The sequence below is a fragment of the Luteimonas sp. GW821-FHT14E02 genome, assembly GCF_058803905.1.
In genome coordinates this window covers 20887-45685 of sequence record NZ_JBXAPK010000007.1, presented here as the reverse complement: position 1 = coordinate 45685, position 24799 = coordinate 20887, and the positions used below count along the sequence as shown (strand labels likewise).

Sequence of the window (24799 nt, the reverse complement as noted above, 5' to 3'; positions counted from 1 at the left end):
GACGGGATCGAGATACCGGTCACTGCGTCTCGCCGCGACACAGATCGGCGAGCGATTGCCCGTTGGTCAGCCCATCGGCATCGCGCGCGGCGCCGGCCAGCAGCGTGCGATGCACGACCTTGCCCTTGGCCAGCCGCGTTTCGATGCAGCGCAGTTCCACGCCGCGGCCGTAGAGATTGATGTCGCGCAGCTTGCTCGCCAGGGCGGCCGCCTTGGGCACCAGCGTCATCGTCCAGCGCCGGCGCGTGCCTTCGACCTCGATGCTGTAGGTCTGTTCGAGCAGGGCGTGATCGCCGGAAATCATCGCGCCGAAACTCGCCGGCAGGCCCGCGATCTCTGGCGCGCGCGACAGCGAGAACTTGCGCGGACTCCTGCCAGCGCGGGCGATGGTCACCTCGCCGTTGCGGATGGTGGTGGTTTCCAGATACGGCACGCGCACCTCGCGCACCATCGTGGCGTCATCCGGGCGCTGGTATTCGCCGGACAGGCGCAGTGGCGCCTTGAGCAGCGGCGAGTCGCGGAACTCGACGAAGTTGGCGCGCATCGGCGCCGGGCGCGCCAGTGTGCGCAGCACCCAGTCGGCGTCGACGGGCGAGCCGGGATCGCTACCGTTTTTCGTGCCCGGCGGAATCTGCGTAGCCGTCCCTGGCGCGAGGGCGGCGGCTTCGGAGTGTCCGGCACGGCCAATCCCAGGCCGGGCGTTCGCAGGCGCGGATGGCGTCTGCTCACCCTCCGGCACGGCGTAGAGCGGCATCGCGCTGGCCAGCAACGCCAGTGTCAGCCCCCATTGCCAGGCGCGCGGCTTCCGACGCGTCTTCATGGAGATTCCAGAAATCATAAAAATTGAACCAGTTGTACGGCGCACCGCGCGCATGATGCTCCAAACGCGCAGCGTAACGCTGAACGAGCGAAGCCAGCAGCACGCTGCGACTGCGACGCGGCAGGTCGATGCCGTCGTCGCTGAAGGATTCGAAGAGGAGATCGTAACGGTTGCCGCCACGGTAGAGACCGAAGCCGAGCGAGATGGGCAGTTTCAGCACCGAGGCGATCAGCCATGGCGAGACCGGAAACTCCGCAGGCTCCCCGAAAAACTGCGCCACCTGCACCGGCGCGCCGGGATGCGTGCGGTCGACCAGGAGCGAAATGAGGGCGCCCTCGTCGGCGGCCTGCTTGATCGCCAGCATCAGGCTCGGACCGTCCTGGCTGGCGTCGATCACGCCGGCGGCGATCTCGGGATTCAACGCATCGAGCAGCTGCGTCATCGACGGGTTGTGCGCCTTGTCGAGCACGACGCGGATCTTCACGTCCGGCCGCCGCCGCGCCAGCACGCGCAGCGCCTCGAAACTGCCCAGGTGCGATCCGAACAGCAACACGCCGCGCCCCTGCGCGAGTTGCGCTTCCAGGCCGTCGAGGCCATGCACGCGCACTTCGAAGCGGCGGAATTCCTCGCTGAGCAGGAACACGCGATCGAGGATGGTGCAGGCGAATGTGTGGATGTGCCGCGCCACGTCCCGCCATCCGGCCGGACGCCCGAACACCCGCGTGAGATAGGCGCGCGAATCGCGGCGCTCGTCGGCGCGGCGCAGCAGGAAGTACGCGGTGATCGGATACAGGCATAGCCGCGCCAGCGAACGTCCGCCGTAGCGGCCAATCGAGCGGATTAGCCAGATCGCGAACCAGCCGCCGCCCTCGCGGCGTTGCTTCCAGGCGTTGCTCACCCGCCCCTCCCGGAGGGCTGCACCACCTCGCCGCTAGCGAGCAGCACGTCCTCGCGCAGCACGCGGAAACGCCAGCGCGGCGCCTGGCCGTCGAGTTCGATGCGCGCATTTTCCCCCGGCAGCAATGGCTGCACGAACTTCACCTGCGGCAGCCGCACCGGGCCGAGCGCGCCGTCGCGCGCCTCGATCGCGGCCAGGACGTGGTCGAGGATCACCACGCCAGGCACGATCGGCCGGCCGGGGAAATGCCCGGGCAGGCAGGGGTGTTCGGGGCTGAGGGTGAAATCCACGGGGTCAGGCCGGTGGGCGGCGCTCCTTGGGCAATGGGACAGGATTCAGCAGGTCCAGGACCGCATGATAGGCGCGGGCCGCCAGTTCCTGGCGATCCACCGGCCCCTGCGGCCCGGAAGCCGCCAACGGCGCGCCGAAACACACCCGGACCGCGCCCGCCCCCCTCCAGCGTCACTGGCGGAGACAGAAGAATACCGTCGCCCGTTGCGCGAAGTCTCATTTTCCGGGCCCATCCCGAGCCCAAGCGCGCGACGCCCGTATTCAGGGTCGCGCGTGGCTGCGTGGAGGCGGCGCCGGGCCGCCTCCACGTCGTTCGCTACTGGATCACCGGCACGCTGCCGGTGTTGGGATACACGTACCCCAGCCAGTCGCTGCCGGAATCCTGCGTGTAGCCCTGGGCCTGCATGGCACTGAGCAAGGTCTCGGGGAAGATCGCGTGGTCGTCGCGCGCCGGGTTGTACTTGCGCATCAGGCGCACGGTGCCGGCCGGCTGTCGGCTGTTCTTCGAGTACACATACCCCTCGATGCCATCCAGCTTGTAGCCGCTGCTCTGATAGGCGCTCACCCCGGCCGGGTCGGCGGTGTAGACCACATCGATGTGCTTCGGAAAGCTGGCGCAGATCGCGGTCGGCGGCGTGGGCGTGGGATCGCCGCATTTCCACGACAGGCGATAGAGTGGCCACAGCGGATCGGCCGCGTTCCTGGGATTGACCGGCGTGGTGAAGACCCAGACCTGCGCCAGCGCCGAGCCACTCACGCCGGGGAAGGACGGATACCCGTTCACGGCGGTGCCGACCGCGCCGTAGCTCATCGTCGACGGCGAACCGCTCGCGCGCGGCGCCAACGTGCCGGAGACGGCCGCCGCCGCCATCTGCGGCACCGAGGTATAGAAATAGTCGGCGCGGCTGGCACTGTAGAAAGCGAACAGGGGCGTCAGGCGATTGCCGGTCTGCGAGATCGTCGTATTGACCGCGGTATTGGCATTGGGAAGGCCGTGGCTGGTGAGCCATGTCGTGATGCCGTAGTTCGAAGTGAAACTGCCCGCGCTCGCGGTGATGTTCGCGCGGATCTGCGAGGCCGTCAGGCGCGGATTGATCGAACGCAGGATGCCGGCCAGCGCGGTCACGAAAGGCGCCGCCATCGAGGTGCCCGTGCAGCTCGCGGCGCCGTCGCCGGCGGGACCGGAATCATCCACCCCGGCGATATCCGCGCAGCGGTACGGCAACCCGGGATTCCAGCTGTCGCCGGCCGGGAACGTCGACACGATGCCGCGCGCCGGCGCCATCACGCCGCTGCTGCCGGGATAGTTGCTGCCGATCAGCACGTTCTGGTCGTTCTCCACGAAAGGCCCGTAGTACCACTTGCTCCATGTCTCCGGATGGACCGGCTTGTTGAGTTCGAGGCCGCCCACGGACAGCACCGAGGGTACGCTCGCCGGGAACTGCGGCGCCTTCATCTCGTAGTTGCCGGCGGCGGCGATCGGCAGGACGTCCCGGCTGCTGGCGTAGGCCAAGGCATCGCAGATCGGCTTGTAGCTGGTGTCCGTCGGATTCGGGCAAACAATCGTCGCTGGATCGTTGGGCCAGCCGAAGCTCATGTTGAAGGCCTGGAAGCCGCTGTCGACGAGCTTGGCGATATGCCCCGCGACGCTGTTCAACTCCAGGTTCGTGCCGAACACCGCCAGGCTGCAGGAAGGACATCCGCCGGTGACGCCGCTGCCATTGTTCGCGGTCGCCGCGATGATCCCGGAGACGTGAGTGCCATGGCCCACCATCCAGTAGGACGAGCTCAGGTCGGAAAATTGCGGGCGATAGTTCGCCGCCAGATCGGCAGGCGTGTTCGTGGGGATGCCCGTGTCGATGGCCGCGACATAGCCGTGCCCTGGCGTCTTATCCCAGGCGATGGGGAAGCTCATCGCATGCACGCCCCACTGGTACTGCGCGGGATTCGTGGCCGTGGGCTTGATCGCGAAATACGGATCGTTGGGCGCCCACGACCACTGGAATCTCGGATTGCCGCCCACCGACGCAGGCCCGAGTTTCCGGATCAGGACGCTGCGCGCCTGGATGGCGGCACCGACACTGGGATAACGCAGCACCACGTAGCGCTGCAGCCGCAACCGGGGATCGTCGCGCTTGAGCAGGCGGCGCCCGGCATCGTCGAGCCGGCCGTCGGTGATCAGATAACGCGCATCGATCGGCTGCAAGAATGTCGTCTTCACGTCGCGGTCGCCGCTCCTGACACCCTGCACGAGCACGTCCTCGGAACGCAGGCCATCGCGTGCGAATCTCGGCAACATCGCCCGCACGTTCACCTCGTTCTCGTCTAGCAGCACGATCAGTTCGTTGCTGGTGCCGGTGCTGTCGGCGAGATATTGGCCGACGACGGCCACCGGCGCGGGCTGCTGCTTCCCGACACTGTCCCGATAGGCGCGCAACGCCTGCTCGCCGGGTTGGCGCCGGGAAAACACACCACCGTCGAAGGGGCCTTCCGAGGCGGCGGCGCTTTGCAGACTTTGCAGGCAGGCCAGCGACAGCATCGCCAGCGTCAGCCCGGTCAGGGAGTTGCGCGCGGAATCGCGGGAATGGCGACAGCGCGGATCGGTTTTCATGCGTCTCTCTCCTCGAATGACATTGCGTTCGGTGGAAGCACGCATCGAAAGCGGCGGCCGGCACCGTCTGCGGTGTCCGCATCTTCCGGCGTGCTCATGGGGCCTACGGGAACGATCGAAGGCCGCCCAGGCGATGGGCGGCCCGATCCGAGACTCGTCAAGCGCTAGGGAAACGGCTCACGAGTGACTCACGCCGGACAGATCACGGCGAGGTCGAGAGAGATCGGTGCTGACCGAGACCCGATCAGGCAAACCGGACTAGCGCAGGAAATCCTTCCAGAACGCCGGCCCCAGCCCGGCCAGGCGGCGCAGGAAATCGACGAAGCTGTGGTAGCGCCCGGGAAAACGCAGCTTGCGCAGCTGGAACTCGATCACGAAGAAGCCGCCGATGATCCCGTAGGTGCCCAGGTTGGCGAACCACGACCACTGCGAAGCCGTGATCGCGATCGGCGACGGCCAGCCCAGGCGCGCCAGCAGGCCGTCCGGCACCGCGATCATCGCCAGCACCAGATTGAACAGCGCCAGCACGGCCAGCGCGATCGCCCAGGCGCGGGTCAGGCCGCGGGTGTAGCCGCGCAATTCCGGCGCCAGCTGCGGCGGCGGCACGCGGTCCATCGCGGCGACGATCCGGGTGATCAGCGGAACGCGACCGCCGCGCAGGCTGCGCGCGAACCAGGCCGCGACCAGGGCCACGAACGCCACCGGCACCAGCAATAGCGGAATCTGCGTGAGCCCGGCCTGCATCAGCCAGCGCGTGCCCAGCAGCAACAGGATCAGCAACCCCCAGGCACGCAGGCGCCCCTTCGCCAGCGGCTGCAGCAACAGCATCAACCACAACGCGACCAGCGCGGCCGCGCCGAAGCAGCCGTCGTCACGGGCGCTGGCCAGGTGCGCCAGCAGCGTGTAGGCCAGCGCCAGTAGGATCTGCAGGCCGAAAATGCGGGATCGCGGGTCGGCGGGGGTGGACACCCTCAGGCCGTCGCTTTGTTCTGCTCGATATGCGCCGACAGCGCGCGCAGCGAAGCGAAGATGCGGCGGTTCTCGTCGTTGTCAGAACGCAACTGGAAGCCGTAGCGCTTGCTGATCGCCAGCGCCAGCTCCAGCGCGTCGATCGAATCCAGGCCGAGCCCGGCGTTGAACAGCGGCGCCTCCGGGTCGATCTCGACCGGCTGCACGTCTTCCAGGTTCAGACTGTCGACCAGGAGTTCGGCGAGTTCGCGTTCGGCGGCGGTTTGCGCGGACATGGCTTCCGGGTTGGGATCGAAGGGGCGCCACGATCCAGCATCGCGGGCCGGTCTGCAAGCCTGGGGCCGTTCAGAGAGCCAGCGGCTATCATGCGCGCCTGCCAGCGCCTCGTTTGCCGTATTCAGGATGACCACGCCCCAGACCGCCCCGGACGCGCCTTCCGCCACCCCGTTCGACGGGGCTGGGCTCGATGTCCTCGTGATCGGCGGCGGCCCGGCCGGCAGCACGGTGTCCACCTTCCTGGCCCGGCAGGGCTGGCGGGTGACCCAACTGGAAAAGGCCCGCCACCCGCGCTTCCACATCGGCGAATCGCTGCTGCCGATGAACATGCCGATCCTGCAACGCCTGGGCGCCTTCGAGAAGGTCGCCGCGATCGGCGTGTACAAGCGCGGCGCCGACTTCCCCAAGGACGACGGCCAGGGCGGCTACAACACCTTCGCCTTCGATCGTGCCTACGACATGAAGTTTCCGCACGCCTTCCAGGTGAAGCGGCAGGACTTCGACCGGGTGCTGTTCGAGCACGCGCGCGAGCACGGCGTGGACGCGCGCGAAGGCGTGAAGGTCGAGCGCGTGGAATTCGATGCCGACCACAAGCCGGTCGTGTACGCGCGCGATGTCGATGCCGCGCCCGGCACGGGCGAACACGTCTTCCGCCCGCGCTACCTCGTCGACGCCAGCGGCCGCGACACCTTCCTCGGCAACAAGTTCAAGCTCAAGCACAAGAACGAGAAGCATCAGTCGGCGGCGGTGTTCAGCCACTTCCGCGGCGTCGTGCGACGCGAAGGCGAGGATGTCGGCAACATCAGCATCTATCGCCACGATCACGGCTGGATGTGGCTGATCCCGCTGCCGAACGACGTGATGAGCATCGGCGCGGTCTGCTACCCGGACTACATGAAGACCCGCCAGGGCGACACCGAAGGCTTCCTGATGCGCACGCTGGCGCTGGAACCGGACGTGGCCGGACGCATGCAGGGCGCCGAACGCGTGGGCGACGTGCATGTCACCGGCAACTACGCCTACGAATGCTCGCGCATGAGCGGCCCCAACTGGGTGCTGGTCGGCGACGCCTACGCCTTCGTCGATCCGATGTTCTCCTCCGGCGTCTACCTCGGCATGCACGGTGCCGAGCGCACCGCGACGATGGTCGACGCGGTGCTGCGCGAACCGGCGCGCGAGCGCGAACTGCAGAAGGCGCTGGAGCGCCATCTCAATGCCGGCATCCGCGAGTTCAAGTGGTTCATCTACCGCTTCACCTCGCCGACGATGCGCTACATGTTCGCCAACCCGCGCAACACCTTCCAGATCGAACAGGCGGTGATCGGCATGCTCGCCGGCGACGTGTTCGACACGCCGGCGATCCGCCGCCGCCTGCGCATGTTCCGCTTCTTCTACCTGCTCACCGCGATCGGCATGTGGCCGCGCGCCGTCCGCAACTGGTGGCGGCGCCGTCGCCAGCCGCGCGAAGGCTTCAAGGGCGACACCCTGCAACCGGGCAATCCGTGATGAGCAGGCCGCTGACTTCGTTTCCTGATCACGAGCACGACCACGATCGCGTCGTGCCACAGCCGCGGCTGACGGTGGAGTACGTCGATGCCGACACGCCCGCGTCCCTGCTCGCGGGCGACGACGTGCTGGCCGTGCTCGGTTTCGGCACGCAGGCGCCCCATCACGACGATCCGCGCTATCTGCGCATTCCGCTGCAGCCCTACGGCCGATCGCCGTTCGAAGTCTGGCGTGCCAACGCGCCGGTCATGCGCGGACGCGATGGCGAGATTCGCTGGGCGACGGACGGGCAACTCCAGTTCGGCGTCATCGAAGTCGACGAGGGCGACGAGGGCATCGAAGCCGCCGCCGCGCACGCCTACGCGCGCCTGACGCCCTTCGTGCGCGACAGCGGCACGCCGCATCTGCTGCGCATGTGGAACTACATCGACGCCATCACCCTCGGCGACGGCGACAACGAACGCTACCGTGCGTTTTGCGTCGGCCGTGCGCGCGGCCTCGGCAAGCTCGACACGCCGACGCTGCCGGCGGCGACCGCGATCGGCCGCTGCGACGACGCGCGCGTCATCCAGGTGTACTGGCTGGCTGCGCGCACGCCCGGCACGCCGGTGGAGAATCCGCGCCAGGTCAGCGCCTACCACTACCCGCGCCAGTACGGCCCGCAATCGCCGAGCTTCGCCCGCGCCATGCTGCCGCCGTCCGGCGGCACGATGCCGCTGCTGCTCTCCGGCACCGCCAGCGTGGTCGGACATGCCACGCGCCACGCCGGTGAACTGCTCGCCCAGCTCGACGAGACTTTCACCAACTTCGACGCCCTGATCGGCGCCGCGCGCGCGCGACTGCCGGCGCTGCCGGCGAAGTTCGGCGCCGGCTCGCGGTTGAAGGTCTACGTGCGCGATCGCGACGACCTGCCGCTGGTCGCCGAAGCGCTCGATCGCCGTCTCGGCGATGCCGTGCCACGCGTGGTCCTGCACGCCGCCATCTGCCGGCGAGAGCTGGCCGTGGAGATCGACGGCGTTCACGCCTGACCCCAGGCGCGCCACCACCGCGCGGACATCCGACGCGCGTCCCATTCCGTGAACAGCACGGACATGACGACCGTCAGGGTGACTTCGTACACCTTGATTGCACCCGCCGGATTCCCCACCTTGCTTTCGCGGGCAATGCCGTCCGCCTGACTGGAGCCGTCCGATGGGATTGATCAGCCTGCTCTGGGGCATCGTCGCCATGCTGTGGATGATCGTCGCCCTGATTCCGGTCGTCGGGATCACGAACTGGTTGCTGATTCCGTTCGCCGCCGTCGGCGCGATCATCGCCGCCATCGGCGTACTGTTCACCTCCTCCGGAAAGAACGGCCGCGCCAAGACCGGCCTGGTGCTCAACGGCCTGGTCATCCTGGTCGCGCTCGTGCGCCTGATGCTGGGCGGTGGCGTGCTTTAAGCGCGCTCTTATAAACATGTCCTGACAGAACATTTCCGAAGCATGCAACGGCCGCCGCGAGGCGGCCGTTTTCGTTTCGCCGCACCGCGAAAGCGGTGGACATTCGCCGGCGTATCGCGCCGGAAAATCATCGAAACGATTCAGCCCTGTATTTGTTGCGTTCGCACATACATGCATCGACAAAATCGTCTGATGTTTCTTGTATCGGCCAAGGCGCCGCCGCACACTAATCCGCACCGGGAGAGCCTCTCGATGCGCGCATCCGCGCACGATCCCCGCCGCGTTTCCACCCAGTCCCGGCGTGTCGCACGACACGCCGGAAGATGTCATCCCCCGCATCCGTTTGGAGGAACTGCAATGAAGACGGCAACACCCGTTGTACTGTTATTGGGCCTGGTATGGAGCGTCGGCTTCACCGCCCACGCCTCCGAACCGAGAACGTCGCAAGACGGCGCATCCACCGCCGATGCCTCCGGCACCGCGGCGGACAACCAGGTGATGGTCGGCGTCGATCCGAAGACCCGCAAGCTGCGTCAGCTGACACCGTCCGAAATGAAGGATCTGTCCGAACGCGCCGCGGCGATGCCGAAGCAATCGGCGGCGCAATGGGATCGCGCGCCGCGCACCGCGAGCGAAGCGCAGGCGACCCTGCGCAAGCATGCCGGCGGCGGCATGTCGATGCGCGTGCCGGTCTCCGCGATGAGCGCGCTGACCGTGGAACAGGACGCATCGGGACAACTGCACTACTCCGAGAACGATCACGACCACGAGAACGTATCCCAGGCCACGCAGGAGGTGAGCGAATGAAACGCCTTCTCCTTTCCGCATTCGTGGCCGCCGCGCTGTGCGGCACCGCCGCCCAGGCCGCCGTCATCACGCCCGTGAATCTCGATCCCGCCGGGCAAGGCCTCAACGATCCGACACCGCGCGCACCCGAGGGCGGCAATCCCGGCGCCAGCGTCGGCGAACAGCGCAGGATCGCTTATCAATTCGCCGCCGACCTGTGGGGTTCGCTGCTCAAGAGTGACGTCGAGATTCGCGTCGGCGCCAGCTTCCAGCCGCTGGCCTGCACCGCCACCAGCGGCACGCTCGGCTCGGCCGGCGCATGGTGGATCTGGCAGTCGCCGGACTTCCCGCTACCCGGCGCGTGGTATCACATCGCCCTCGCCGATTCGCTCGCCGGCGCCAACCTGATGGCGGGCGATCCGGAATACGTCGCGCCCAACGACATCGAGATCGGCAGCCGCTTCAACGCCAACCTCGGCAGCCCCGGCTGTCTGGAGACCAGCGGCTGGTACTACGGCCTCGACGGCAACACGCCGGCCGGCAAGATCAGCTTCCTCGACGTGGTGATGCACGAGATCGGCCACGGCCTCGGCTTCTCCGGCTTCGTCGGCTACAGCAGCGGCGTGCTCGGCGAACGCGTGGGCACGCCCGGCGTCAACGACATCTACACCCACAACGCCTTCGACAACGTCAAGAACCTGCGCTTCGACAACGCCGGCATGACCAACGCCGATCGCGCCGCCGCGCTGCGCACGCCCGGCCGCACGGTGTGGGACGGCGCCAACGTCACCGCCAACGTGCCGCTGGTGCTCGACGATCTGGTGCTGCTGAAAGCCAGCGGCGCGCTCACCGCGAACTACAGCTTCGGCACCGCGTCCTTCGGCGCGGCGGCGACGCCGGCCAACTTCAGCGGCACTCTCGCCCTCGCCAACGACGGCACCGGCGCGGACACCGCCGACGCCTGCGAAGCACTGCCGGCCGGCAGCCTCGCCGGCAAGATCGCCTTCGTCAATCGCGGCACCTGCGGCTTCGAGGCGAAAGCGCTCAATGCCGAAACCGCCGGCGCTGTCGGCGTGGTGATCGGCAACGTCGCCACCTCCAGCACGCCGGGAACGCCGCCGGGCATGGCCGACGATCCCACGATCACGGCCAACGTCCCGACGGTGAGCCTGAACCTGGCCGACGCCAATGCGGTACGCGCGGCGCTGTCCGGCGGCAGCATCGACGTCGCCCTCGGCACCGTGCCGGGCCGCCTCGCCGGTGCCGACGTGGGCGGACGCGCGCAGCTGTACACGCCGACCACCGTCGCCGGCGGTTCCACCTTCTCGCACTTCGACACCGCGCTCACGCCGAATGCGTTGATGGAACCGGCGATCAACGACTCGCTGGCCAGCAACTACCTGGTCGATCTGACCCTGGACCTGTTCGCCGACGAAGGCTGGAACGTCAACAGCGCCAACGCCCGCATCGGCAAGTGCGAAACGGCGCTTCCGCTCTCCGAGGACGGCGGCCTGATTCCGGGCGCCAACATCCAGGCCCAGGATCGCATCTGCCGTTCCACCTCTGGCAATCATGGCCAGTACGTGACCTGCATGAACGCCAAGGCGGACGCACTGCAGGCGCAAGGGCTGATCAACGCCTACCAGCGTGCCAGCGTCACCCGCTGTGCCGCGAGGGCGAAATGACAGGCGGTCAATAAGAACCCGCCACCCAAACTGTCCGCTTCGACCGGCGCCCCAGCGGCGCCGGTTTTTTATGCGCCGCACGAAAACGCAGCATCGCGTTCCGGCACGGGACGATCACCGCGCTGGCGTATCATTACCCGCATGAGCTACCCCTACCTGCGCCCGCGCCGCATGCGCCGCGACGATTTCTCGCGCCGGCTGATGCGCGAATCCGTGCTGACCACGGACGACCTGATCTACCCCGTCTTCGTCCACGAACTCGACGGCCGCGCCGCGGTGCCCTCGATGCCCGGCATCGAACGCCTCTCGATCGACGAACTGCTGCGCGTGGCCGAGACGATGAGCGAACTGCGTATCCCGGCGATCGCCCTGTTCCCGGTCACCGCGCCGGAGGCGAAATCGCTCGACGCCGCGGCCGCCTGGGACGACGACGGCCTGTGCCAGCGCGCCGTGCGCGCGCTCAAGGCGCGCTTCCCGCAATTGGGCGTGATCACCGACGTCGCGCTCGACCCCTACACCTCGCACGGCCAGGACGGCATCACCGACGACACCGGCTACGTCGTCAACGACGTCACCGTCGAAGCCCTCGTGCAACAGGCGCTCTCGCACGCGCGCGCCGGCGCCGACGTGGTCGCCCCGAGCGACATGATGGACGGCCGCATCGGCGCGATCCGCGCCGCGCTCGAGCAGGAAGGCTTCATCCACACCCGCATCCTCGCCTACGCCGCCAAGTACGCCAGCGCCTTCTACGGCCCGTTCCGCAACGCCGTCGGCTCGGCCAGCGCGCTCGGCAAGGCCGACAAGGCCACCTACCAGATGGACCCCGCCAACTCCGACGAGGCCCTGCGCGAAGTCGCGCTCGACCTCGAGGAAGGCGCCGACATGGTGATGGTGAAGCCCGGCATGCCCTACCTCGACATCGTGCGCCGCGTGAAGGACGAATTCGGCGTGCCGACCTTCGCCTATCAAGTCAGTGGCGAATACGCGATGCTCAAGGCCGCCTTCGCCAACGGCTGGCTCGACGAACGCAAGTGCGTGCTGGAAGCGCTGACCGGCTTTAAGCGCGCCGGTGCCGATGGTGTGTTGACCTACTTCGCGCTGGATGCCGCGCGCTGGTTGAACGGTCACAGCTGACATCATGCGTGAGGCCGCCTTTCCACCGCGGCTCCACGTCCTGCTCGCGCGCGAGGCGAAGACCGGTCTCATCATTCGCCGCGGTCCCTCCAAGCGCGTCTGCACGATCGGATGGGATCGTGAGAACGATCGATTCACCATCGGCCAGTGGTTGAACGGCCGCATCTACGAGCGCAGGTGCGATTTGTCTCCCGACGGGGAGCATCTGATCTATTTCGCCATGAACGGGCGTTGGAGTGGTCCCGTAAAGGGCTCCTGGTCGGCCATTTCGAGAGCGCCGTATCTCAAGGCGCTAACGCTGTTCCCGAAAGGCGATTGCTGGCATGGCGGAGGACTGTTCCTCTCGGCTCGCGACTACTGGTTGAACGACGGCTCCGGCCATGAGACCCGCCATGACATCTCCGGCCTGAAGCGCAAGCAAGAGTATCCCTGGCACGAATACTACGGCGGAGAATGCCTCGGGGTGTATTACATCCGGCTCCAGCGCGATGGATGGAAATTGCAGGAACGTATCGAGAAAGCGAAATACGAAGAGACCACCGTCTTCGACAAGCGGATCAACGACCACTGGAGTCTGCGCAAGTTCGCGCATGCCGGCCTCAACCACCCGCCGGGTCGAGGCTGCTACTACGATGAACATGCGCTATGGAATCCAAAAACCGAAACCCTCGTCCCCTTCCCCGATTGGGAATGGGCGGACGTCGACGGCGACCGCATCGCATGGACAGTCGCCGGTTGCCTGCATGTCGGAAAGGTCGACTCGAAGGGACTCAAAGACGATCGCTGTCTCCACGACTTTTCCTCGCTTTCATTCGAAAGGCTGACTGCTCCTTACTAATTTGCATCCACGCTCCATGGAAATTCCATACTCGCTCCGCAGAGCCGCCGAAGCGGACGCCTCGGAAATCGCGCGCCTGTCGGCGCAGCTTGGCTATCCCGGCGAAGTCGAGGCGTTCGCGGAACGCCTGCGGTTTCTCCTGGGGTCTCCGAAGCATTCCGTGCTAGTCGCCGACGATGGCGACGGACATCTGCAAGGCTTCGTCGGCGTCGAACATCGCGTGATGATCGAGATGGGCGAGCGTGTAGAGATCGTCGGGCTCGTCGTCGATGCGCAGGCGCGTCGCACCGGCGTCGGTCGCGCGCTGATGGAGGCGGCCGAGCAGTGGGCGCGCGATGTGGGCGTGAAAGAAATCTTTCTCGGTTCGAACATCGTGCGCCCGGAAGCACACGTTTTCTATCCGAGCCTCGGCTACACCGTGGTCAAGACGCAGCACTCGTATCTGAAACGGCTGTAGACCATGCCTCCCCGATTCGCGGAAAGGGCATTCAACCGACGCAGCCATCCTTGCCCGTCACGGCAGGCGTCCGCACCCGATAGATATCCTGCTTGCCCGCTTTCGGCGCTTTCGCCATGCCGTTGACGAGCATTTCGCCCGGCTTGGAAAGATCCACCGCCGGTCCGTAGGTGTTGTCCTGCGGGCCGTTGAACGAAAGTGCCCACGGTTGCGGATCGACGTAGGCCTTGCCGTCGCATTGCGCCAGCATCAGCCGCACCGGATCGTTCGCGATGTCCTTGGCGTAGGCGTACACGATCGCCTTGCCGTCCTCGATCCAGGTCGCGTCGAATTCGTCGCCGGCCGTGTTGATGCCGGGCACGGGTTTGGGATCGACGAAGGCCTTGCCGCCCCAATGCGCCATCAGCAGGTCGTGGCCGCCCGCGCCGCCGAAGCTGTCGCTGGCGAACAGCAGATGCTGGCCGTCATTCGTTGTCGCCGGCGCCCACTCGTTGCCTTTGCCGTTCACGCCGGCGCCAAGGTTTTCCGGCGTGCCGAAGCCGCCGTCGGCAAGCACTTCCGCGCGATAGAGATCATCGCCGCCAAAACCGCCCGCGCGATCGGAGAAGAAGTACAGCCACTTGCCGTCCGCGCTGAAGAACGGATCGAATTCCTTCGCCGCCGTATCGATCGCGAGCGGTTTCGGATCGGCCCAGCGGCCATCGCGCTTGGTCGCCTGCCACAGGTCGTAGCTACCGGGACTGCCTTCGCGCTCGCTGGTGCCCCAGACGATGCGCTGCCCGTCCGGACTCACGCTGGCACGCACTTCGCGATGCGGCGTGGACACCACGCCCATGCCTTCGATGCCGAATTCCTGAAGCGCGGCGGCCGAGCCGCACGCCAACACCAGCGTCAGTACCGCGAACTTTCGCATCGCCATCGCCCTTCTCCCCGACTGGTCGCGGCGGAGACTAGTGCAGGGCGTCGGCCGCGAACAAGTGCGATCCGGCACACGGCCGCGCTTCACGCGGCCTGCGGCAGCGAAACATGACCGACGCGGTACAGTTGGCGATCCGGCCGCGCGAGTTCAGGACGCAAGCGATCCCAGAGGCGGAACGACACCGAAGTCCAGGTCTGCGGATCGTAGGCATCCACCGCGGCCAGCGCGCCTTCGGCGATGTCTTCGCGCGCACGCGCGGCGGCCTGTATCTGTGCGTCCTTCAGATCGGCATTGCCGGACAGCACGACGAGATCGCGGCTGGCACAGACGGCTGATCGCAAGCCGGCCTGACGCGAGTCCGGCGCGGCATCGTCCCGCCACACCGACCAGACGCGCACCGCCGGACGCCCGAACGCTGCCGACAATGCCGCGAATCCATCCCCGCACAGGAACGCATTCATGCCCGCGATGTCGCGCCACACGTAGAACGGCGCATAGAGATTGTCGCGGCTGGGCAGCACGGCATCGTTCCGGTCGGCATACAGGTACGCCTTGAAGCCGAGTCCGGGAAATCCGTCGAGGAGCGGTCCCTTCTCGACGATGCGGCGGCGGATGATCTCCATGTCGTAATCCGCCGGGAGGCCGATGCTGTACTGCATCGCGATCACCGTGCGGCTCCATCGATGCCACCCGCTTCGGCGGCGGTGATGCCGGCGCGGCCGCCACCGAACGACCAGTCGTCGCTCGCCGTGGTCTGGATCACGATCATGACGTCCTCCGGCGCGATGCCCGGCGCCTGCGCAAGCAGTTCCACCGTGCGCGCATAGAAGGCACGCTTGGTCGCGCCGTCGCGCGGGCGACCGGCGGTGATCGCGATCAGCACGAAATCATCCGAACGCGGACCGCCGAGATAGTCGCGATCAAATACCAGTTCGCCCGGATCGAGCTGATGGATGACCTGGAAGCGATCGTGTTCCGGCACATCGAAGGCTTCGCGCATGGCGCGGTACACGCCGTCGGACAATTGCCGCAGATATTCGGGCGACTTGCCCCGATGCAGGGAGATACGGGCGTAGGGCATGGTTCAGGCTCCAGTGGAATCCAGTTCGCGCAGCACCCGGATCGCGGAAAACGCCACCGGCCAGCCGCCATAGAAAGCCAGATGCGTGATCAGCTCGACCAGTTGCTCGCGATCGATGCCGTTCTCGATCGCCAGGCGCAGGTGGAAGGGCAGTTGCTCAGTGCGGTTGAGGGCGATCAGCGCCGAGACCGTGGCGAGGCTGCGCTCGCGCGGCGACAGGCCGGGGCGGGTCCAGATGTCGCCGAACACCAGGTCGTCGGTCAGTTCGGCCAGTGTCGGGGCGAGATCGCCGATGGCCTTGCGGGCGTAGTCGGGGTCTTGGGGCATGACGGGGTCTCTTGCAGGGGAGGACTTGACGGAACCAGCCTAGTTCCGCAACTTTGTAAAAGAAATCGGGAAATTTCGAATCAACCGTTCTGAAATTCAGGACAATTTAGATGCGCGGCATCCACTTCGATCTCGACGCCCTGCGCAGCTTCGCCGTCGGCGTCGAACTGGGCAGCTTCGCCAGGGCGGCCGAGCGCCTGAATCGTTCCACTTCCGCTGTCAGCGCGCAGTTGAAGAAGCTGGAGGAACAGGCCGGCACCCCGATCCTGCGTCGCGCCGGCCGTGGGCTGGCACTCACCGATGCCGGCGACACGCTGCTGGCCTATGCCCGTCGCCTGCTCGATCTCAACGACGAAGCCGCCACGGCCCTGCGCGGCACCGCGCTCGAAGGCTGGGTGCGGCTGGGCCTGCAGGAGGATTTCGGCGAAAGCCTGCTCTCCAATGTCCTCGGCCGCTTCGCGCGCGCGCATCCGCGCGTGCGCATCGAGGCGCGCATCGCGCGCAATGCCGAACTGCTCGATCGCGTGCGCGGCGGGCAGCTGGATCTGGCACTCGCCTGGGAGACCGGCGATGCTCTGGCGCAGGGAGAACATCTGGGCGAAGTACCGATGCGCTGGATCGGTTCGCGAACGGGTGCGCCCGAATTCCCGCAGGACCCTCGCGAACCGCTGCCACTGGTGATGCTGGAATCCCCTTGCGTGATGCGTAGCGCCGCCACGGCCGCGCTCGATCGCGCCGGCATCCCGTGGCGCCTGGCCTTCACCAGCGCCAGCCTCGCCGGCATCTGGGCGGCGGTGAGCGCCGGCCTCGGCCTGAGTCTGCGCACGCCGATCGGACTGCCCGAAAGCGTGCGCATGCTGGACGATCCGGCGCTGCCGTCCGTGCCGACACTGGGCCTGAGCTTGTTCGGTCTGTCTCACGCCGAAGCCACGCCCGCACCGGCGGTGACGCGCCTGGCGGACCTGCTGCGCGAAGCCGTGCGAGACACACTGACGGCAATGTGATCCGCAATGCGCCCGCCCACGCACCGTCATGACACATCGTTGTGAAGCGAGGCGCCCGGCGCGGGAGTAGACTGACTTCGGGTCTCGCGGCCGGACGATACGGGCCGACCCTTATCCTCCTTCAGCAATCGAGGCTGCAATGTCCCCATCCCGCCATGCCCTGTTCGGTCATCCGGTCGCACAGTCGCTCTCGCCGCGCATCCACGCTTCGTTCGCGAAGCAGACCGGCATCGCGCTGCAATACGAGACGATCGAAGCGACCCCGGAGGCCTTCACCGCATCGCTGGCCGCCTTCGCCGCGAGCGGCGGCAAGGGCGCGAACGTGACGCTGCCGCTCAAGGAAGCCGCCTTCAAGCTCTGCGTCGACGTCAGCCCGCGCGCGAAACGCGCCGGCGCCGTCAACACGCTCACGCGCACCGAAGACGGCGCCAACTGGCGCGGCGACAACACCGACGGCGCGGGATTGCTGCGCGATCTGGGCGACCGCCAGGGCCTCGACCTGCGCGAACGCCGCACCCTGCTGCTCGGCGCCGGCGGCGCGGCGCGCGGCGTGGCACCGGCGCTGCTCGACGCGGGCATCGGCGACCTGTACGTGGTCAACCGCGACAGCGCCCGCGCCGACGCACTGATCGACGCGCAGGGCCAGCCGGGACGCGTGCACTCGCGCTACTACACCGACCTGCCCGCGCTCGGCGAATTCGACCTGATCATCAACGCCACCTCGGCCGCACGCAACGGCGGCATGCAGAAGCTGCCGATGTCGCTGGTCGGCGCGCGCACCGCCTGCGTCGATCTCAGCTATGGCGAAGCGGCGATCCCGTTCCTCGCCTGGGCGCGCGCCGCCAATGCGCACGAAGCGATCGACGGCCTCGGCATGCTGGTCGAACAGGCGGCGGAAAGCTTCCAGCTGTGGCACGGCGTGCGGCCGGAGACGGACGAGGTCTACGAAGCGTTGCGCGAACGCAACGCGGCACTGATGACCGCGGACTGATCGCGCCGCGGGCCGTCCGATTTCGGGCGACCGCAATATCAAGCTCGTCGACGGCAGCGCTCCCGGACGCCTTCAACGTTGTCTACAGCGCCGCACTTGGCGCGTTAGACAAGTTCGTGGCGGATCGAAACCCGATAGTCCGGCTGCGCCGCGGCAATGCGGAACTCGGGCGTCGCCTCGACAGCCGTGAAGAAGGCTTCGGCGGAAGGATAATCGAACGACCACAGCACGATCTGCACCCCGCTCAACTCATCGCGCGGCGGACAGGCGAGTTCGCAAAGCAGCTGCTCGAAATGATCGTGCTCACCATCGGGCGCCGTAGTCTCGAACTGACAGACCGGCGTGAAATGGAAACGCGCCGCTCCGGAGAAGTCGTAGGTGCCGGCCTGAAAAAGCAGTCCGACGCCCGGCAGCCCATATGCGCCGTAGCCGTAGTCCTTGAACGCGTTCCAAGCCGTCAGTCCGGACACCGTTTCGCCGACGCCATGCTCGCGCATCACGGACGTGAAGCGTTCCATTTCCGATTTCGATTCGCTCCCTTTGACCTGGACGGGGGGCATCTCGAGACTGCGCAGATAGAGAAACAACAAGATCGAGAGCGGCGACCCGAGCACGGCAAGCACGCCGTAGAGCAACGGATTCCTGCCTGCCGCACGCGCGGCCTTGGCAAGGAACCAGGCCGGAACCAGGTTGATGAGCAGAATGCCGATCAGGACCGGCGCGACAGGAAGCGCCAACTGCTCGAATGCAACGATCAATGCGCCGCCGCCGAGCACGCTGATCAGCAGCCACCAGCCAGCTCTGCCGAGATTCACTTCGCTGTTTGCGAACGGGTCGAACATCCGAAACCTCACATGATTCGGGTACCGCAGCCGCAGAACGGGGGAACGGCAGCCCGCCTACAGCAATCCATCCCGCTTGATGGCCAGATAGCGCTCCACCAATGCCGCCGGCAGCTGTTCGCAGGTGACATCGAGCACCGTGACGCGATGGCGCCGCAAGGCGTCGTGCACCGCGGCGCGCTGCGCCAGATAACGTGCGGCGGCACTGGCGCGGATCGCGGTGGCGTGATCGTCGGCAGGACCATCAAGGGCTTCGTCGACAGCACGCTCGCGCAGGGACGCGACAACGACGAGATGGCGACGCTGCAGCATACGCACCGCCGTCAACAGATCCTCGCTGTCCTCATCGCGCAGATTGGTGACCAGCATCAACAGGGCACGACGACGCTGGCGCAGCGACAGCTCGGTCGCCGCGGCCAGATAGTCGGTGGCCACCGATTGCGGCTGCAGGTCGTAGCAGGCACCGAGCAGGGTGTCGATGGCGCCGAGACTGCGTTGCGGCGCCACCCAGCGCTGCTCGCTGCCGGTGGTGAACAGACCTACTGCATCGCCCTGGCGCAGTGCCAGATAGGACACCACCAGCGTCGCGTCGAGCGCATGATCGAAATGCGCCAGCTCGCCATCGCGCGCACGCATGCGGCGCCCGGCATCGAGCACCATCACCAGCTGCTGGTTCTTCTCGTCCTGGTATTCGCGCGAGATCAGCTTGCGCGCACGCGCGGTGGCCTTCCAGTCGATCTGGCGCAGACTGTCGCCGATGCGGTACTCGCGCATCTGATGGAAGTCAGTGCCCTCGCCGCGCCGCCGCTTGAGATGCGCACCCACGATCCGCGAGGCCTGCTCCGCGCTCAGCAACGCCAACCGCGCCAATGGCGCGAAATTCGGAAACACGCGCACCCGCTGTGGCACGCCCGCCACGCGCGATTGCCGCCACAATCGGAATGGCGACAGCAAACGCAGTTGCACACCGTCGAAAACGAAGTCGCCGCGCGCATTCGGGCGCAGACGGTAGGCGAAGCTGGACACCGTGCCCGGCGTCAACGCGATCCGACGCGGAAGATCCTGCGCTTCCCAACCGCCGGGATGCAGGTCATGCACGTCGACACGCTGGCGACGCGAACCGCCTTCCACGTGCAGCACGACATCCCGCTCGACACCGATCGGCAGGGCTTCCGGCACATCGCGGACGATCTCCGGCGTCGCGCGTCGGCGCAGGCGCCAGGCATCGACCAGTGCCAGCACAGCCAGCCCCGCTCCGCTCCAGATCCAGGCCTGCGGCGGCAGCCAGCCGATACTCGTCACCACACCCAGTGCCGCCCACAGCGCAAGCGCCGTTACCAGTAACGGGGCAGGCTTTGGAATGACGGTGTGGAGCGGATTGGCCATGAAATTCGGTTGTTCTGTTTTTGCTTCTAAAAGTATCGAGACGTCAGCACTTCACGGAGACCCGGAGGGCGGCGCACAGGGATGTGCGCCGTTTTTCGACCGAGCCATGGATGGCGAGTCGAAAAATCCTGATAGCAATGAAACGTTGGGATTGCTTTGTCGGGGAAAGCGTTTTTCTTTGGTTCGTTTCTTTGATTCGCGCCATCCATGGCGCTCACCCCTTCGGGGCCGGCTGCGCCGTTCGCACGCGCTCCTGCGCGTGCAGTGACGCTTATCAAAAGAAATGAACTCGGCCGCGTAGCGGACGAAACGCCTTTGCTCTGCACAAGCAACAGCGAAAGCAAAAATGGATCCCAGCTTTCGCTGGGACGACGATGAAGCGAACAGCTGGATGACCAGCCATCCGGCTGTTAAAAACCCGGCTTCCGCCGGAATGACGAGCAAAGGCAGCGAAGAGATCACTGCCGCGGCGCCTCCACCTTCGCCAACAACGCATGCAACACCTGATCCGCATCCTGCCCCTCGATCTGCAGCTCCGGCGCCAACTCGATGCGATGCCGCAACGCCGGCTTGGCGATGTCGCGAATATCGTCCGGCGTGACGAAATCACGCCCCATCAGCACCGCCTGCGCACGTCCCGCGCGCACCAGCGCGAGGCTGCCGCGTGGGCCGGCGCCGAGTGCAATGCCCGGCCATGTCCGCGTCGCCGCGGCGATCCGCACCGCGTACTGCACGACGGCATCGTCGACGGTGATCATCGCCGTGCCCTGCTGCATGGCGACGATGTCCTGCGCCGATGACACCTGCGTCACCTGCGACAGATCGAAATCCGCGGCGGTGCGTCCTGCACTGACCGCGGCCACCATGCGCGCTTCGTCGATCTGCGAGGGATAGTCGATCAGGATCTTCAGCAGGAAGCGATCGAGCTGCGCCTCCGGCAACGGATACGTGCCCTCCTGCTCGACCGGGTTCTGCGTGGCCAGGGCCATGAACGGCGGCGACAGCGGGAAGCTCGCGCCTTCGATGGTGACCTGCTGTTCCTGCATCACTTCCAGCAATGCCGACTGCGTCTTCGCCGGCGCGCGGTTGATCTCGTCGGCGAGCAGCAGGTTGGTGAATATTGGTCCGCGCCGGATCACGAAGCTCTCGGTTTTCGGATCGTAGACGGCATGGCCGCTGACGTCGCTGGGCATCAGGTCGGGCGTGAACTGCACACGGGCGAAACCGCAGCCCAGCGCCTGCGCCAGCGCGCGCACCAGCAGGGTCTTGCCGAGGCCGGGCACGCCTTCGATCAGCACGTGGCCGCCGGCCAGCAGGGCGACGAGAATCTGGTCGAGCACGTCGGGTTGGCCGATGAAGGCTTTGCCCACTTCGTCGCGCACGCGCGTGACGCGTTCGGCAAGGGCGTCGCCCGTGATCGGTGCGGGAAGCTGTTCGGTCTCGCTCATAGTTTCTGTCTCATCTGGATCAAGCGGGCGATGCGGAGCCGGAAATCGGCGCCGTCGGAAGGTCTGGGAGTCTGCAAGGCGTGGACGACGTCGGCCACCGGCATGCCGGTGTGCTCGGCGATGGCCTGCGCCTGCGCGGGTCCGTCGAGCGCGGCGGCCAACGGATCACGGCGGCGCAGGCGCGCAAAGAAGGCATCGCGCATCGCCTGATGCAGCACGTGCGCGCGGCCGTAGCGCCAGAGGTGTTCGCCGCTGGCCTGCACGTGTTCGAGCAGGGCGCGGCGCCCGGGCTCCAGCGTGGGCCGCAGCGGGCCGAAGCGCTGCTTGCGCATCCACAGCCAGGCGAACACGGCCAGCAGCAGCGGCACCCACGCCATCCATGCCTTCTCCAGCAGCAACCGCCACAGCGGCGGCATGCTGGCGGCGTAGATCAGGTGCACCGTGCCTTGCTTCCATCCCGGCTGCAGCAGCTGACGCGCGAGCGCCAGCTTGGCGGGGTGTTCGAGTTCGTCGTTGTCGAGGAAATCCAGATCGGACAGCACATCGACGGTGCCGTCGCCGTGCGCCAGACGGGCGTAGACGTAGCCGGCGTCGAGATCGCCCCAACTCAGCACCGGTTCGACGCCATCCATGGTGAAGCGTGCGCTGCCGCAGAACAGCATCGGCGACGTGATCCGGGCCGCCTTCTCCGCCGCTTTGGCCGCGGCCTCGGCTGCCGCTTCTGCTTCGGCTCTGCTTGGGCTTTTCAGCCCGGCAGGCGGTTCGGATTCGGCATCGGCCTCGTCTTCGGTTTCCGTTTCGGAATCACCCTCTGATTTTTCCGCCCCCAACGGCATGCAGGCGGATTCGTCCGGCATCGGGCGCAGTTTCAAGCTCCACAGCAATTGTCTGGGGCGAATCTCGCTGCCGAAGTGCTCCTCCGGCGGCATGCGCAACAGCAGATGTCCGCCATCGGATACCCACTCGAGCAGCGCATCGACATCGACGGTCGGCAGCGTGCGCGGATCGTTGTACAGCACCAGCGTGTCGTGACGGCCGAGCGGCGACTGATCAAGCTGAAGCCGTTGCCGCGCATCGACCTTGACGCCTTCGTTGCGCAGGGCCAGCTTCAGCGCGTACAGCGGGTTGTAGCTCGCCTCGCCGCGCGGCGGCAGCGGGACGATGTGCTCGACGCGCTTGTAGTTGTGATGCCACCACCACGCGATCAGCGCGATCACCACCGCTGCGCCGAGACTGGCGAGCGCGATCAGCCCCTTGTTGTTCTTGCCCGCGCTCATGCCGCCCATCCGAAGCGCTGCGAAAGCGTGCCGAGCAGCGTCTCGAATTCGGCATCTTCCGGCAGCCGCTGCGCATAGGCCGCGTACTGCCAGACGCGCACGATGCGCGAGAACGCGTCGCGATCCTCGCCCTGCGGCATGCGCCTGGAAGCGCGCAGGCATTCGGATTCGGTGGCGCCGGGCACGAGCGCGACACCGGCGCGTTCAGCCATCACCTCGACGCTGGCGCGATACAGCAGCGCCAGCGCGCGGCGCGGACGTCCCTCGCGCCACAGCTTGCGCGCGGCGGTGGCGATGTCATCGGGCAGGATGTCCGGCAACGTCGCATCGGTCACATCCACCGGCGGCGGTTCCTGCTGCCCCGACAAGCCGCCGCGCAGCCACGGCCACCAGCGTTTCGCGGTCAATGCCAGGGCCAGCACGAGGGCGCCGAGCACGGTCCACAGGGCGATCTCGCCGATGAGGCCGATCGATTCCAGTAATCGAGTGAGCCACTTCATCTGCGGCGGCTCGAACTCCTTCTTCTCCGCCGGATTGCGCTCTTCCCAGCGCACTTCCTTCTTCTTCGGGCGCAGCAGCGGATCGCGATAGGCGCGGCCGACCGCCTCCTTGAACGAGCCTTCGTCGACCAGACCCTTGCCGAAGACTTCCTTCAACGTCGCCGTCTCAGCCTCGCCCTTGATCTCCGGCAGCGGGCACATCTGATTGCCCTGCGCATGCGAGGGCAACGCCATGGCCATCGCCACGACGAGCAGCAGTGTCGTGGCGCCCGCCTGCAATCGCGCGCGCAGGCGGCGGAAGGCGATCTCCACGTCCCAGGCCTCGATCTGCGTGCGGCGGTTGAGGTACAGGCCGAACCCCGCGCCGACGTAGAACGGTTCGATCACGCTGGTGCCGCCCCACACCAGCACGTGCAACACCACCACCAGCCAGATCGGCGGCTGGTATTCCATGAACAACCAAACCTGGTTCCGCAGCTCGGGCAGATATTCGAACGGCACCAGCAGCATCGCCAGCGACACGCCGGACATCGCCAGCGCGCCGATGAAGCCAAAGCATGTCAGCGTCAGCAGGATGGTGGTGCCGCTGACGCCGGCCACGAGCACGCGGCGCCGTTCGCGCAGGCGCTGCGACTCGACGCCTTCGAGCAGATCCACCGGCAGCGTCATGGCACGCATCGGGCTGAAGCGGCGCCACAACAGCATCGGCCACATGGCGCGCCAGCCCCAGCGCAGCTGCGCGTTGAGCGTCTGCCGCGTCCCGGGCGCCTCGCCGAACACGGCGCGCGAAAGCACGTACAGCGGAATGCGATCGAACAACGGCTTCAGCCACCACATCACCAGCCACGGCAGCCAGACCATGCCCAGCGCCAGCCCGGCCGCGTTGACGAGCACGAAGATGGGCAGCGTGATCAGCAGCCAGGGCCCCCAGATCGCGCGGGCATGGGTGCGCACGAGCGCGGTGCCGAGTTCCACCGCTTCCCAGGGCGAGCGCGGGCGCAGTTCCACGCGCAAGGACTCAAGGCGCATACAGCCTCCTACCTCGCTGCCCTTGGAGCAGCAGTAGAGCCTGCAATGGCTTTGTTGTTGTTTTTTGCTGCAAAAAATCTTCGAACGATAGGATCAACGGGAGACCCGGAGGGCGGCGCACAGGGATGTGCGCCGTTTTTCGACCGAGCCAGGATGGCGAGTCGAAAAATCCTGATAGCAACGAAACCCTGGGGCTGCTTTGTCGGGGAAAGCGTTTTTCTTTGGTTCGTTTCTTTTGGGGCTTACCAAAAGAAATGAACTCGGCCGCGTAGCGGACGAAACGC

At 66.7% G+C, this 24799-nt stretch carries 27 protein-coding genes; 12 read left to right on the top strand and 15 right to left on the bottom strand.

Annotation, left to right across the window (positions count from 1 at the left end; all coding sequences use genetic code 11):
• Nucleotides 1-19 precede the first annotated feature (19 nt).
• The 6 genes from AC1RNP_RS12720 to AC1RNP_RS12695 all read right to left on the bottom strand — a co-directional run bounded on the left by AC1RNP_RS12720 (nt 20) and on the right by AC1RNP_RS12695 (nt 5864).
• A complete protein-coding gene (locus AC1RNP_RS12720; RefSeq protein WP_493051632.1) occupies nt 20-820 on the bottom strand; it encodes a LolA-related protein in 801 nt (266 codons plus the stop codon).
• Nucleotides 726-1718: a lysophospholipid acyltransferase family protein gene (locus AC1RNP_RS12715; protein ID WP_493051631.1), complete on the bottom strand. Its 993-nt coding sequence runs from the start codon at nt 1716-1718 to the stop codon at nt 726-728. The genes AC1RNP_RS12720 and AC1RNP_RS12715 overlap by 95 nt, the downstream gene beginning before the upstream one ends.
• Complete coding sequence (locus AC1RNP_RS12710; protein ID WP_493051630.1) at nt 1715-2008, bottom strand: ApeI family dehydratase; 294 nt, start codon at nt 2006-2008, stop codon at nt 1715-1717. The genes AC1RNP_RS12715 and AC1RNP_RS12710 overlap by 4 nt, the downstream gene beginning before the upstream one ends.
• Before the next feature lie 317 nt (nt 2009-2325).
• A complete protein-coding gene (locus tag AC1RNP_RS12705; protein ID WP_493051629.1) occupies nt 2326-4620 on the bottom strand; it encodes a S8 family serine peptidase in 2295 nt (764 codons plus the stop codon).
• A 258-nt stretch (nt 4621-4878) separates the two neighbouring features.
• A complete protein-coding gene (locus tag AC1RNP_RS12700; protein ID WP_493051628.1) occupies nt 4879-5589 on the bottom strand; it encodes a ketosynthase in 711 nt (236 codons plus the stop codon).
• A gap of 2 nt (nt 5590-5591) precedes the next feature.
• Nucleotides 5592-5864 (bottom strand): phosphopantetheine-binding protein, encoded by a 273-nt coding sequence (locus AC1RNP_RS12695; RefSeq protein ID WP_493051627.1) that lies wholly within the window; start codon nt 5862-5864, stop codon nt 5592-5594.
• A 127-nt stretch (nt 5865-5991) separates the two neighbouring features.
• On the opposite strand from AC1RNP_RS12695, the gene AC1RNP_RS12690 reads away from it, so the two are divergent.
• From AC1RNP_RS12690 to AC1RNP_RS12655, 8 genes are all read left to right on the top strand, one after another.
• The gene (locus AC1RNP_RS12690; RefSeq protein WP_493051626.1) at nt 5992-7371 is read left to right on the top strand and encodes an NAD(P)/FAD-dependent oxidoreductase; all 1380 of its coding nucleotides are present in this window, start codon (nt 5992-5994) and stop codon (nt 7369-7371) included.
• On the top strand, nt 7371-8399 hold the full coding sequence (locus AC1RNP_RS12685; RefSeq protein WP_493051625.1) for a chorismate transformation FkbO/Hyg5 family protein: 1029 nt from the start codon (nt 7371-7373) through the stop codon (nt 8397-8399). The genes AC1RNP_RS12690 and AC1RNP_RS12685 overlap by 1 nt, the downstream gene beginning before the upstream one ends.
• 163 nt (nt 8400-8562) lie before the next feature.
• Nucleotides 8563-8811: a hypothetical protein gene (locus AC1RNP_RS12680; RefSeq protein ID WP_493051624.1), complete on the top strand. Its 249-nt coding sequence runs from the start codon at nt 8563-8565 to the stop codon at nt 8809-8811.
• A 357-nt stretch (nt 8812-9168) separates the two neighbouring features.
• Nucleotides 9169-9618, top strand: coding sequence for a post-PEP-CTERM-1 domain-containing protein (locus AC1RNP_RS12675; RefSeq protein WP_493051623.1), 450 nt, complete (start codon nt 9169-9171; stop codon nt 9616-9618).
• Nucleotides 9615-11282 (top strand): PA domain-containing protein, encoded by a 1668-nt coding sequence (locus AC1RNP_RS12670; RefSeq protein ID WP_493051622.1) that lies wholly within the window; start codon nt 9615-9617, stop codon nt 11280-11282. The genes AC1RNP_RS12675 and AC1RNP_RS12670 overlap by 4 nt, the downstream gene beginning before the upstream one ends.
• A 141-nt stretch (nt 11283-11423) precedes the next feature.
• Nucleotides 11424-12416 carry a porphobilinogen synthase gene (gene hemB / locus AC1RNP_RS12665; protein ID WP_493051620.1) on the top strand — a complete coding sequence of 331 codons (993 nt, stop codon included), beginning with the start codon at nt 11424-11426 and terminating at the stop codon, nt 12414-12416.
• 4 nt (nt 12417-12420) lie between these two features.
• Nucleotides 12421-13254 (top strand): hypothetical protein, encoded by an 834-nt coding sequence (locus AC1RNP_RS12660; protein WP_493051619.1) that lies wholly within the window; start codon nt 12421-12423, stop codon nt 13252-13254.
• A 16-nt stretch (nt 13255-13270) separates the two neighbouring features.
• Complete coding sequence (locus tag AC1RNP_RS12655) at nt 13271-13711, top strand: GNAT family N-acetyltransferase (RefSeq protein ID WP_493051618.1); 441 nt, start codon at nt 13271-13273, stop codon at nt 13709-13711.
• Between the two features lie 31 nt (nt 13712-13742).
• On the opposite strand, the gene AC1RNP_RS12650 is transcribed toward AC1RNP_RS12655, so the two are convergent.
• The 4 genes from AC1RNP_RS12650 to AC1RNP_RS12635 form a co-directional block, all read right to left on the bottom strand.
• On the bottom strand, nt 13743-14624 hold the full coding sequence (locus AC1RNP_RS12650) for a TolB family protein (protein ID WP_493051831.1): 882 nt from the start codon (nt 14622-14624) through the stop codon (nt 13743-13745).
• Between the two features lie 89 nt (nt 14625-14713).
• A complete protein-coding gene (locus AC1RNP_RS12645) occupies nt 14714-15289 on the bottom strand; it encodes a DUF4865 family protein (RefSeq protein ID WP_493051830.1) in 576 nt (191 codons plus the stop codon).
• A 5-nt stretch (nt 15290-15294) separates the two neighbouring features.
• Nucleotides 15295-15711, bottom strand: coding sequence for a tautomerase family protein (locus AC1RNP_RS12640; RefSeq protein ID WP_493051617.1), 417 nt, complete (start codon nt 15709-15711; stop codon nt 15295-15297).
• Nucleotides 15712-15714: 3 nt separating this feature from the next.
• Nucleotides 15715-16038 carry a carboxymuconolactone decarboxylase family protein gene (locus AC1RNP_RS12635; RefSeq protein WP_493051616.1) on the bottom strand — a complete coding sequence of 108 codons (324 nt, stop codon included), beginning with the start codon at nt 16036-16038 and terminating at the stop codon, nt 15715-15717.
• A 110-nt stretch (nt 16039-16148) separates the two neighbouring features.
• Here AC1RNP_RS12635 and AC1RNP_RS12630 point away from each other — a divergent pair, with 110 nt between their 5' ends.
• Nucleotides 16149-17042 (top strand): LysR substrate-binding domain-containing protein, encoded by an 894-nt coding sequence (locus tag AC1RNP_RS12630; RefSeq protein WP_493051615.1) that lies wholly within the window; start codon nt 16149-16151, stop codon nt 17040-17042.
• A gap of 139 nt (nt 17043-17181) precedes the next feature.
• On the top strand, nt 17182-18033 hold the full coding sequence (gene aroE, locus AC1RNP_RS12625) for a shikimate dehydrogenase (protein ID WP_493051614.1): 852 nt from the start codon (nt 17182-17184) through the stop codon (nt 18031-18033).
• Nucleotides 18034-18137: 104 nt separating this feature from the next.
• Here aroE and AC1RNP_RS12620 read toward each other — a convergent pair whose 3' ends face one another.
• Both AC1RNP_RS12620 and AC1RNP_RS12615 read right to left on the bottom strand, forming a co-directional pair.
• Nucleotides 18138-18875 (bottom strand): hypothetical protein, encoded by a 738-nt coding sequence (locus AC1RNP_RS12620; RefSeq protein ID WP_493051613.1) that lies wholly within the window; start codon nt 18873-18875, stop codon nt 18138-18140.
• A gap of 57 nt (nt 18876-18932) precedes the next feature.
• Nucleotides 18933-20261: a DUF58 domain-containing protein gene (locus tag AC1RNP_RS12615; protein WP_493051612.1), complete on the bottom strand. Its 1329-nt coding sequence runs from the start codon at nt 20259-20261 to the stop codon at nt 18933-18935.
• Between AC1RNP_RS12615 and AC1RNP_RS12610 the strand changes: the two genes are divergently transcribed.
• Nucleotides 20260-20529: a hypothetical protein gene (locus tag AC1RNP_RS12610; protein ID WP_493051611.1), complete on the top strand. Its 270-nt coding sequence runs from the start codon at nt 20260-20262 to the stop codon at nt 20527-20529. The two genes, AC1RNP_RS12615 and AC1RNP_RS12610, sit on opposite strands and share 2 nt — an antisense overlap.
• A gap of 190 nt (nt 20530-20719) precedes the next feature.
• Here the strand turns inward: AC1RNP_RS12610 and AC1RNP_RS12605 are convergent, their stop codons facing one another.
• Genes AC1RNP_RS12605 through AC1RNP_RS12595 form a run of 3 tightly spaced genes read right to left on the bottom strand, consistent with a single transcriptional unit; the run spans nt 20720 to nt 24515 of the window.
• Complete coding sequence (locus tag AC1RNP_RS12605; RefSeq protein WP_493051610.1) at nt 20720-21709, bottom strand: AAA family ATPase; 990 nt, start codon at nt 21707-21709, stop codon at nt 20720-20722.
• Nucleotides 21706-22986: a DUF4350 domain-containing protein gene (locus AC1RNP_RS12600; protein ID WP_493051609.1), complete on the bottom strand. Its 1281-nt coding sequence runs from the start codon at nt 22984-22986 to the stop codon at nt 21706-21708. Before AC1RNP_RS12600 ends, AC1RNP_RS12605 begins: the two co-directional genes overlap by 4 nt.
• Nucleotides 22983-24515 (bottom strand): DUF4129 domain-containing protein, encoded by a 1533-nt coding sequence (locus tag AC1RNP_RS12595; RefSeq protein ID WP_493051608.1) that lies wholly within the window; start codon nt 24513-24515, stop codon nt 22983-22985. The genes AC1RNP_RS12600 and AC1RNP_RS12595 overlap by 4 nt, the downstream gene beginning before the upstream one ends.
• A gap of 45 nt (nt 24516-24560) precedes the next feature.
• Here AC1RNP_RS12595 and AC1RNP_RS12590 point away from each other — a divergent pair, with 45 nt between their 5' ends.
• Nucleotides 24561-24773: a hypothetical protein gene (locus tag AC1RNP_RS12590; RefSeq protein ID WP_493051607.1), complete on the top strand. Its 213-nt coding sequence runs from the start codon at nt 24561-24563 to the stop codon at nt 24771-24773.
• Nucleotides 24774-24799: the final 26 nt, after the last annotated feature.

Excerpts from the sequence above, each read along its gene's own strand:
- AC1RNP_RS12720 (WP_493051632.1), bottom strand. The coding sequence starts at position 820 with ATGAAGACGCGTCGGAAGCCGCGCGCCTGGCAATGGGGGCTGACACTG.
- AC1RNP_RS12705 (WP_493051629.1), bottom strand. The coding sequence starts at position 4,620 with ATGAAAACCGATCCGCGCTGTCGCCATTCCCGCGATTCCGCGCGCAAC.
- AC1RNP_RS12695 (WP_493051627.1), bottom strand. The coding sequence starts at position 5,864 with ATGTCCGCGCAAACCGCCGCCGAACGCGAACTCGCCGAACTCCTGGTC.
- AC1RNP_RS12690 (WP_493051626.1), top strand. The coding sequence starts at position 5,992 with ATGACCACGCCCCAGACCGCCCCGGACGCGCCTTCCGCCACCCCGTTC.
- AC1RNP_RS12685 (WP_493051625.1), top strand. The coding sequence starts at position 7,371 with ATGAGCAGGCCGCTGACTTCGTTTCCTGATCACGAGCACGACCACGAT.
- AC1RNP_RS12680 (WP_493051624.1), top strand. The coding sequence starts at position 8,563 with ATGGGATTGATCAGCCTGCTCTGGGGCATCGTCGCCATGCTGTGGATG.
- AC1RNP_RS12675 (WP_493051623.1), top strand. The coding sequence starts at position 9,169 with ATGAAGACGGCAACACCCGTTGTACTGTTATTGGGCCTGGTATGGAGC.
- AC1RNP_RS12670 (WP_493051622.1), top strand. The coding sequence starts at position 9,615 with ATGAAACGCCTTCTCCTTTCCGCATTCGTGGCCGCCGCGCTGTGCGGC.
- hemB (WP_493051620.1), top strand. The coding sequence starts at position 11,424 with ATGAGCTACCCCTACCTGCGCCCGCGCCGCATGCGCCGCGACGATTTC.
- AC1RNP_RS12660 (WP_493051619.1), top strand. The coding sequence starts at position 12,421 with ATGCGTGAGGCCGCCTTTCCACCGCGGCTCCACGTCCTGCTCGCGCGC.
- AC1RNP_RS12655 (WP_493051618.1), top strand. The coding sequence starts at position 13,271 with ATGGAAATTCCATACTCGCTCCGCAGAGCCGCCGAAGCGGACGCCTCG.
- AC1RNP_RS12650 (WP_493051831.1), bottom strand. The coding sequence starts at position 14,624 with ATGCGAAAGTTCGCGGTACTGACGCTGGTGTTGGCGTGCGGCTCGGCC.
- AC1RNP_RS12645 (WP_493051830.1), bottom strand. The coding sequence starts at position 15,289 with ATGCAGTACAGCATCGGCCTCCCGGCGGATTACGACATGGAGATCATC.
- AC1RNP_RS12640 (WP_493051617.1), bottom strand. The coding sequence starts at position 15,711 with ATGCCCTACGCCCGTATCTCCCTGCATCGGGGCAAGTCGCCCGAATAT.
- AC1RNP_RS12635 (WP_493051616.1), bottom strand. The coding sequence starts at position 16,038 with ATGCCCCAAGACCCCGACTACGCCCGCAAGGCCATCGGCGATCTCGCC.
- AC1RNP_RS12630 (WP_493051615.1), top strand. The coding sequence starts at position 16,149 with ATGCGCGGCATCCACTTCGATCTCGACGCCCTGCGCAGCTTCGCCGTC.
- aroE (WP_493051614.1), top strand. The coding sequence starts at position 17,182 with ATGTCCCCATCCCGCCATGCCCTGTTCGGTCATCCGGTCGCACAGTCG.
- AC1RNP_RS12620 (WP_493051613.1), bottom strand. The coding sequence starts at position 18,875 with ATGTTCGACCCGTTCGCAAACAGCGAAGTGAATCTCGGCAGAGCTGGC.
- AC1RNP_RS12610 (WP_493051611.1), top strand. The coding sequence starts at position 20,260 with ATGAAATTCGGTTGTTCTGTTTTTGCTTCTAAAAGTATCGAGACGTCA.
- AC1RNP_RS12615 (WP_493051612.1), bottom strand. The coding sequence starts at position 20,261 with ATGGCCAATCCGCTCCACACCGTCATTCCAAAGCCTGCCCCGTTACTG.
- AC1RNP_RS12605 (WP_493051610.1), bottom strand. The coding sequence starts at position 21,709 with ATGAGCGAGACCGAACAGCTTCCCGCACCGATCACGGGCGACGCCCTT.
- AC1RNP_RS12600 (WP_493051609.1), bottom strand. The coding sequence starts at position 22,986 with ATGAGCGCGGGCAAGAACAACAAGGGGCTGATCGCGCTCGCCAGTCTC.
- AC1RNP_RS12595 (WP_493051608.1), bottom strand. The coding sequence starts at position 24,515 with ATGCGCCTTGAGTCCTTGCGCGTGGAACTGCGCCCGCGCTCGCCCTGG.
- AC1RNP_RS12590 (WP_493051607.1), top strand. The coding sequence starts at position 24,561 with ATGGCTTTGTTGTTGTTTTTTGCTGCAAAAAATCTTCGAACGATAGGA.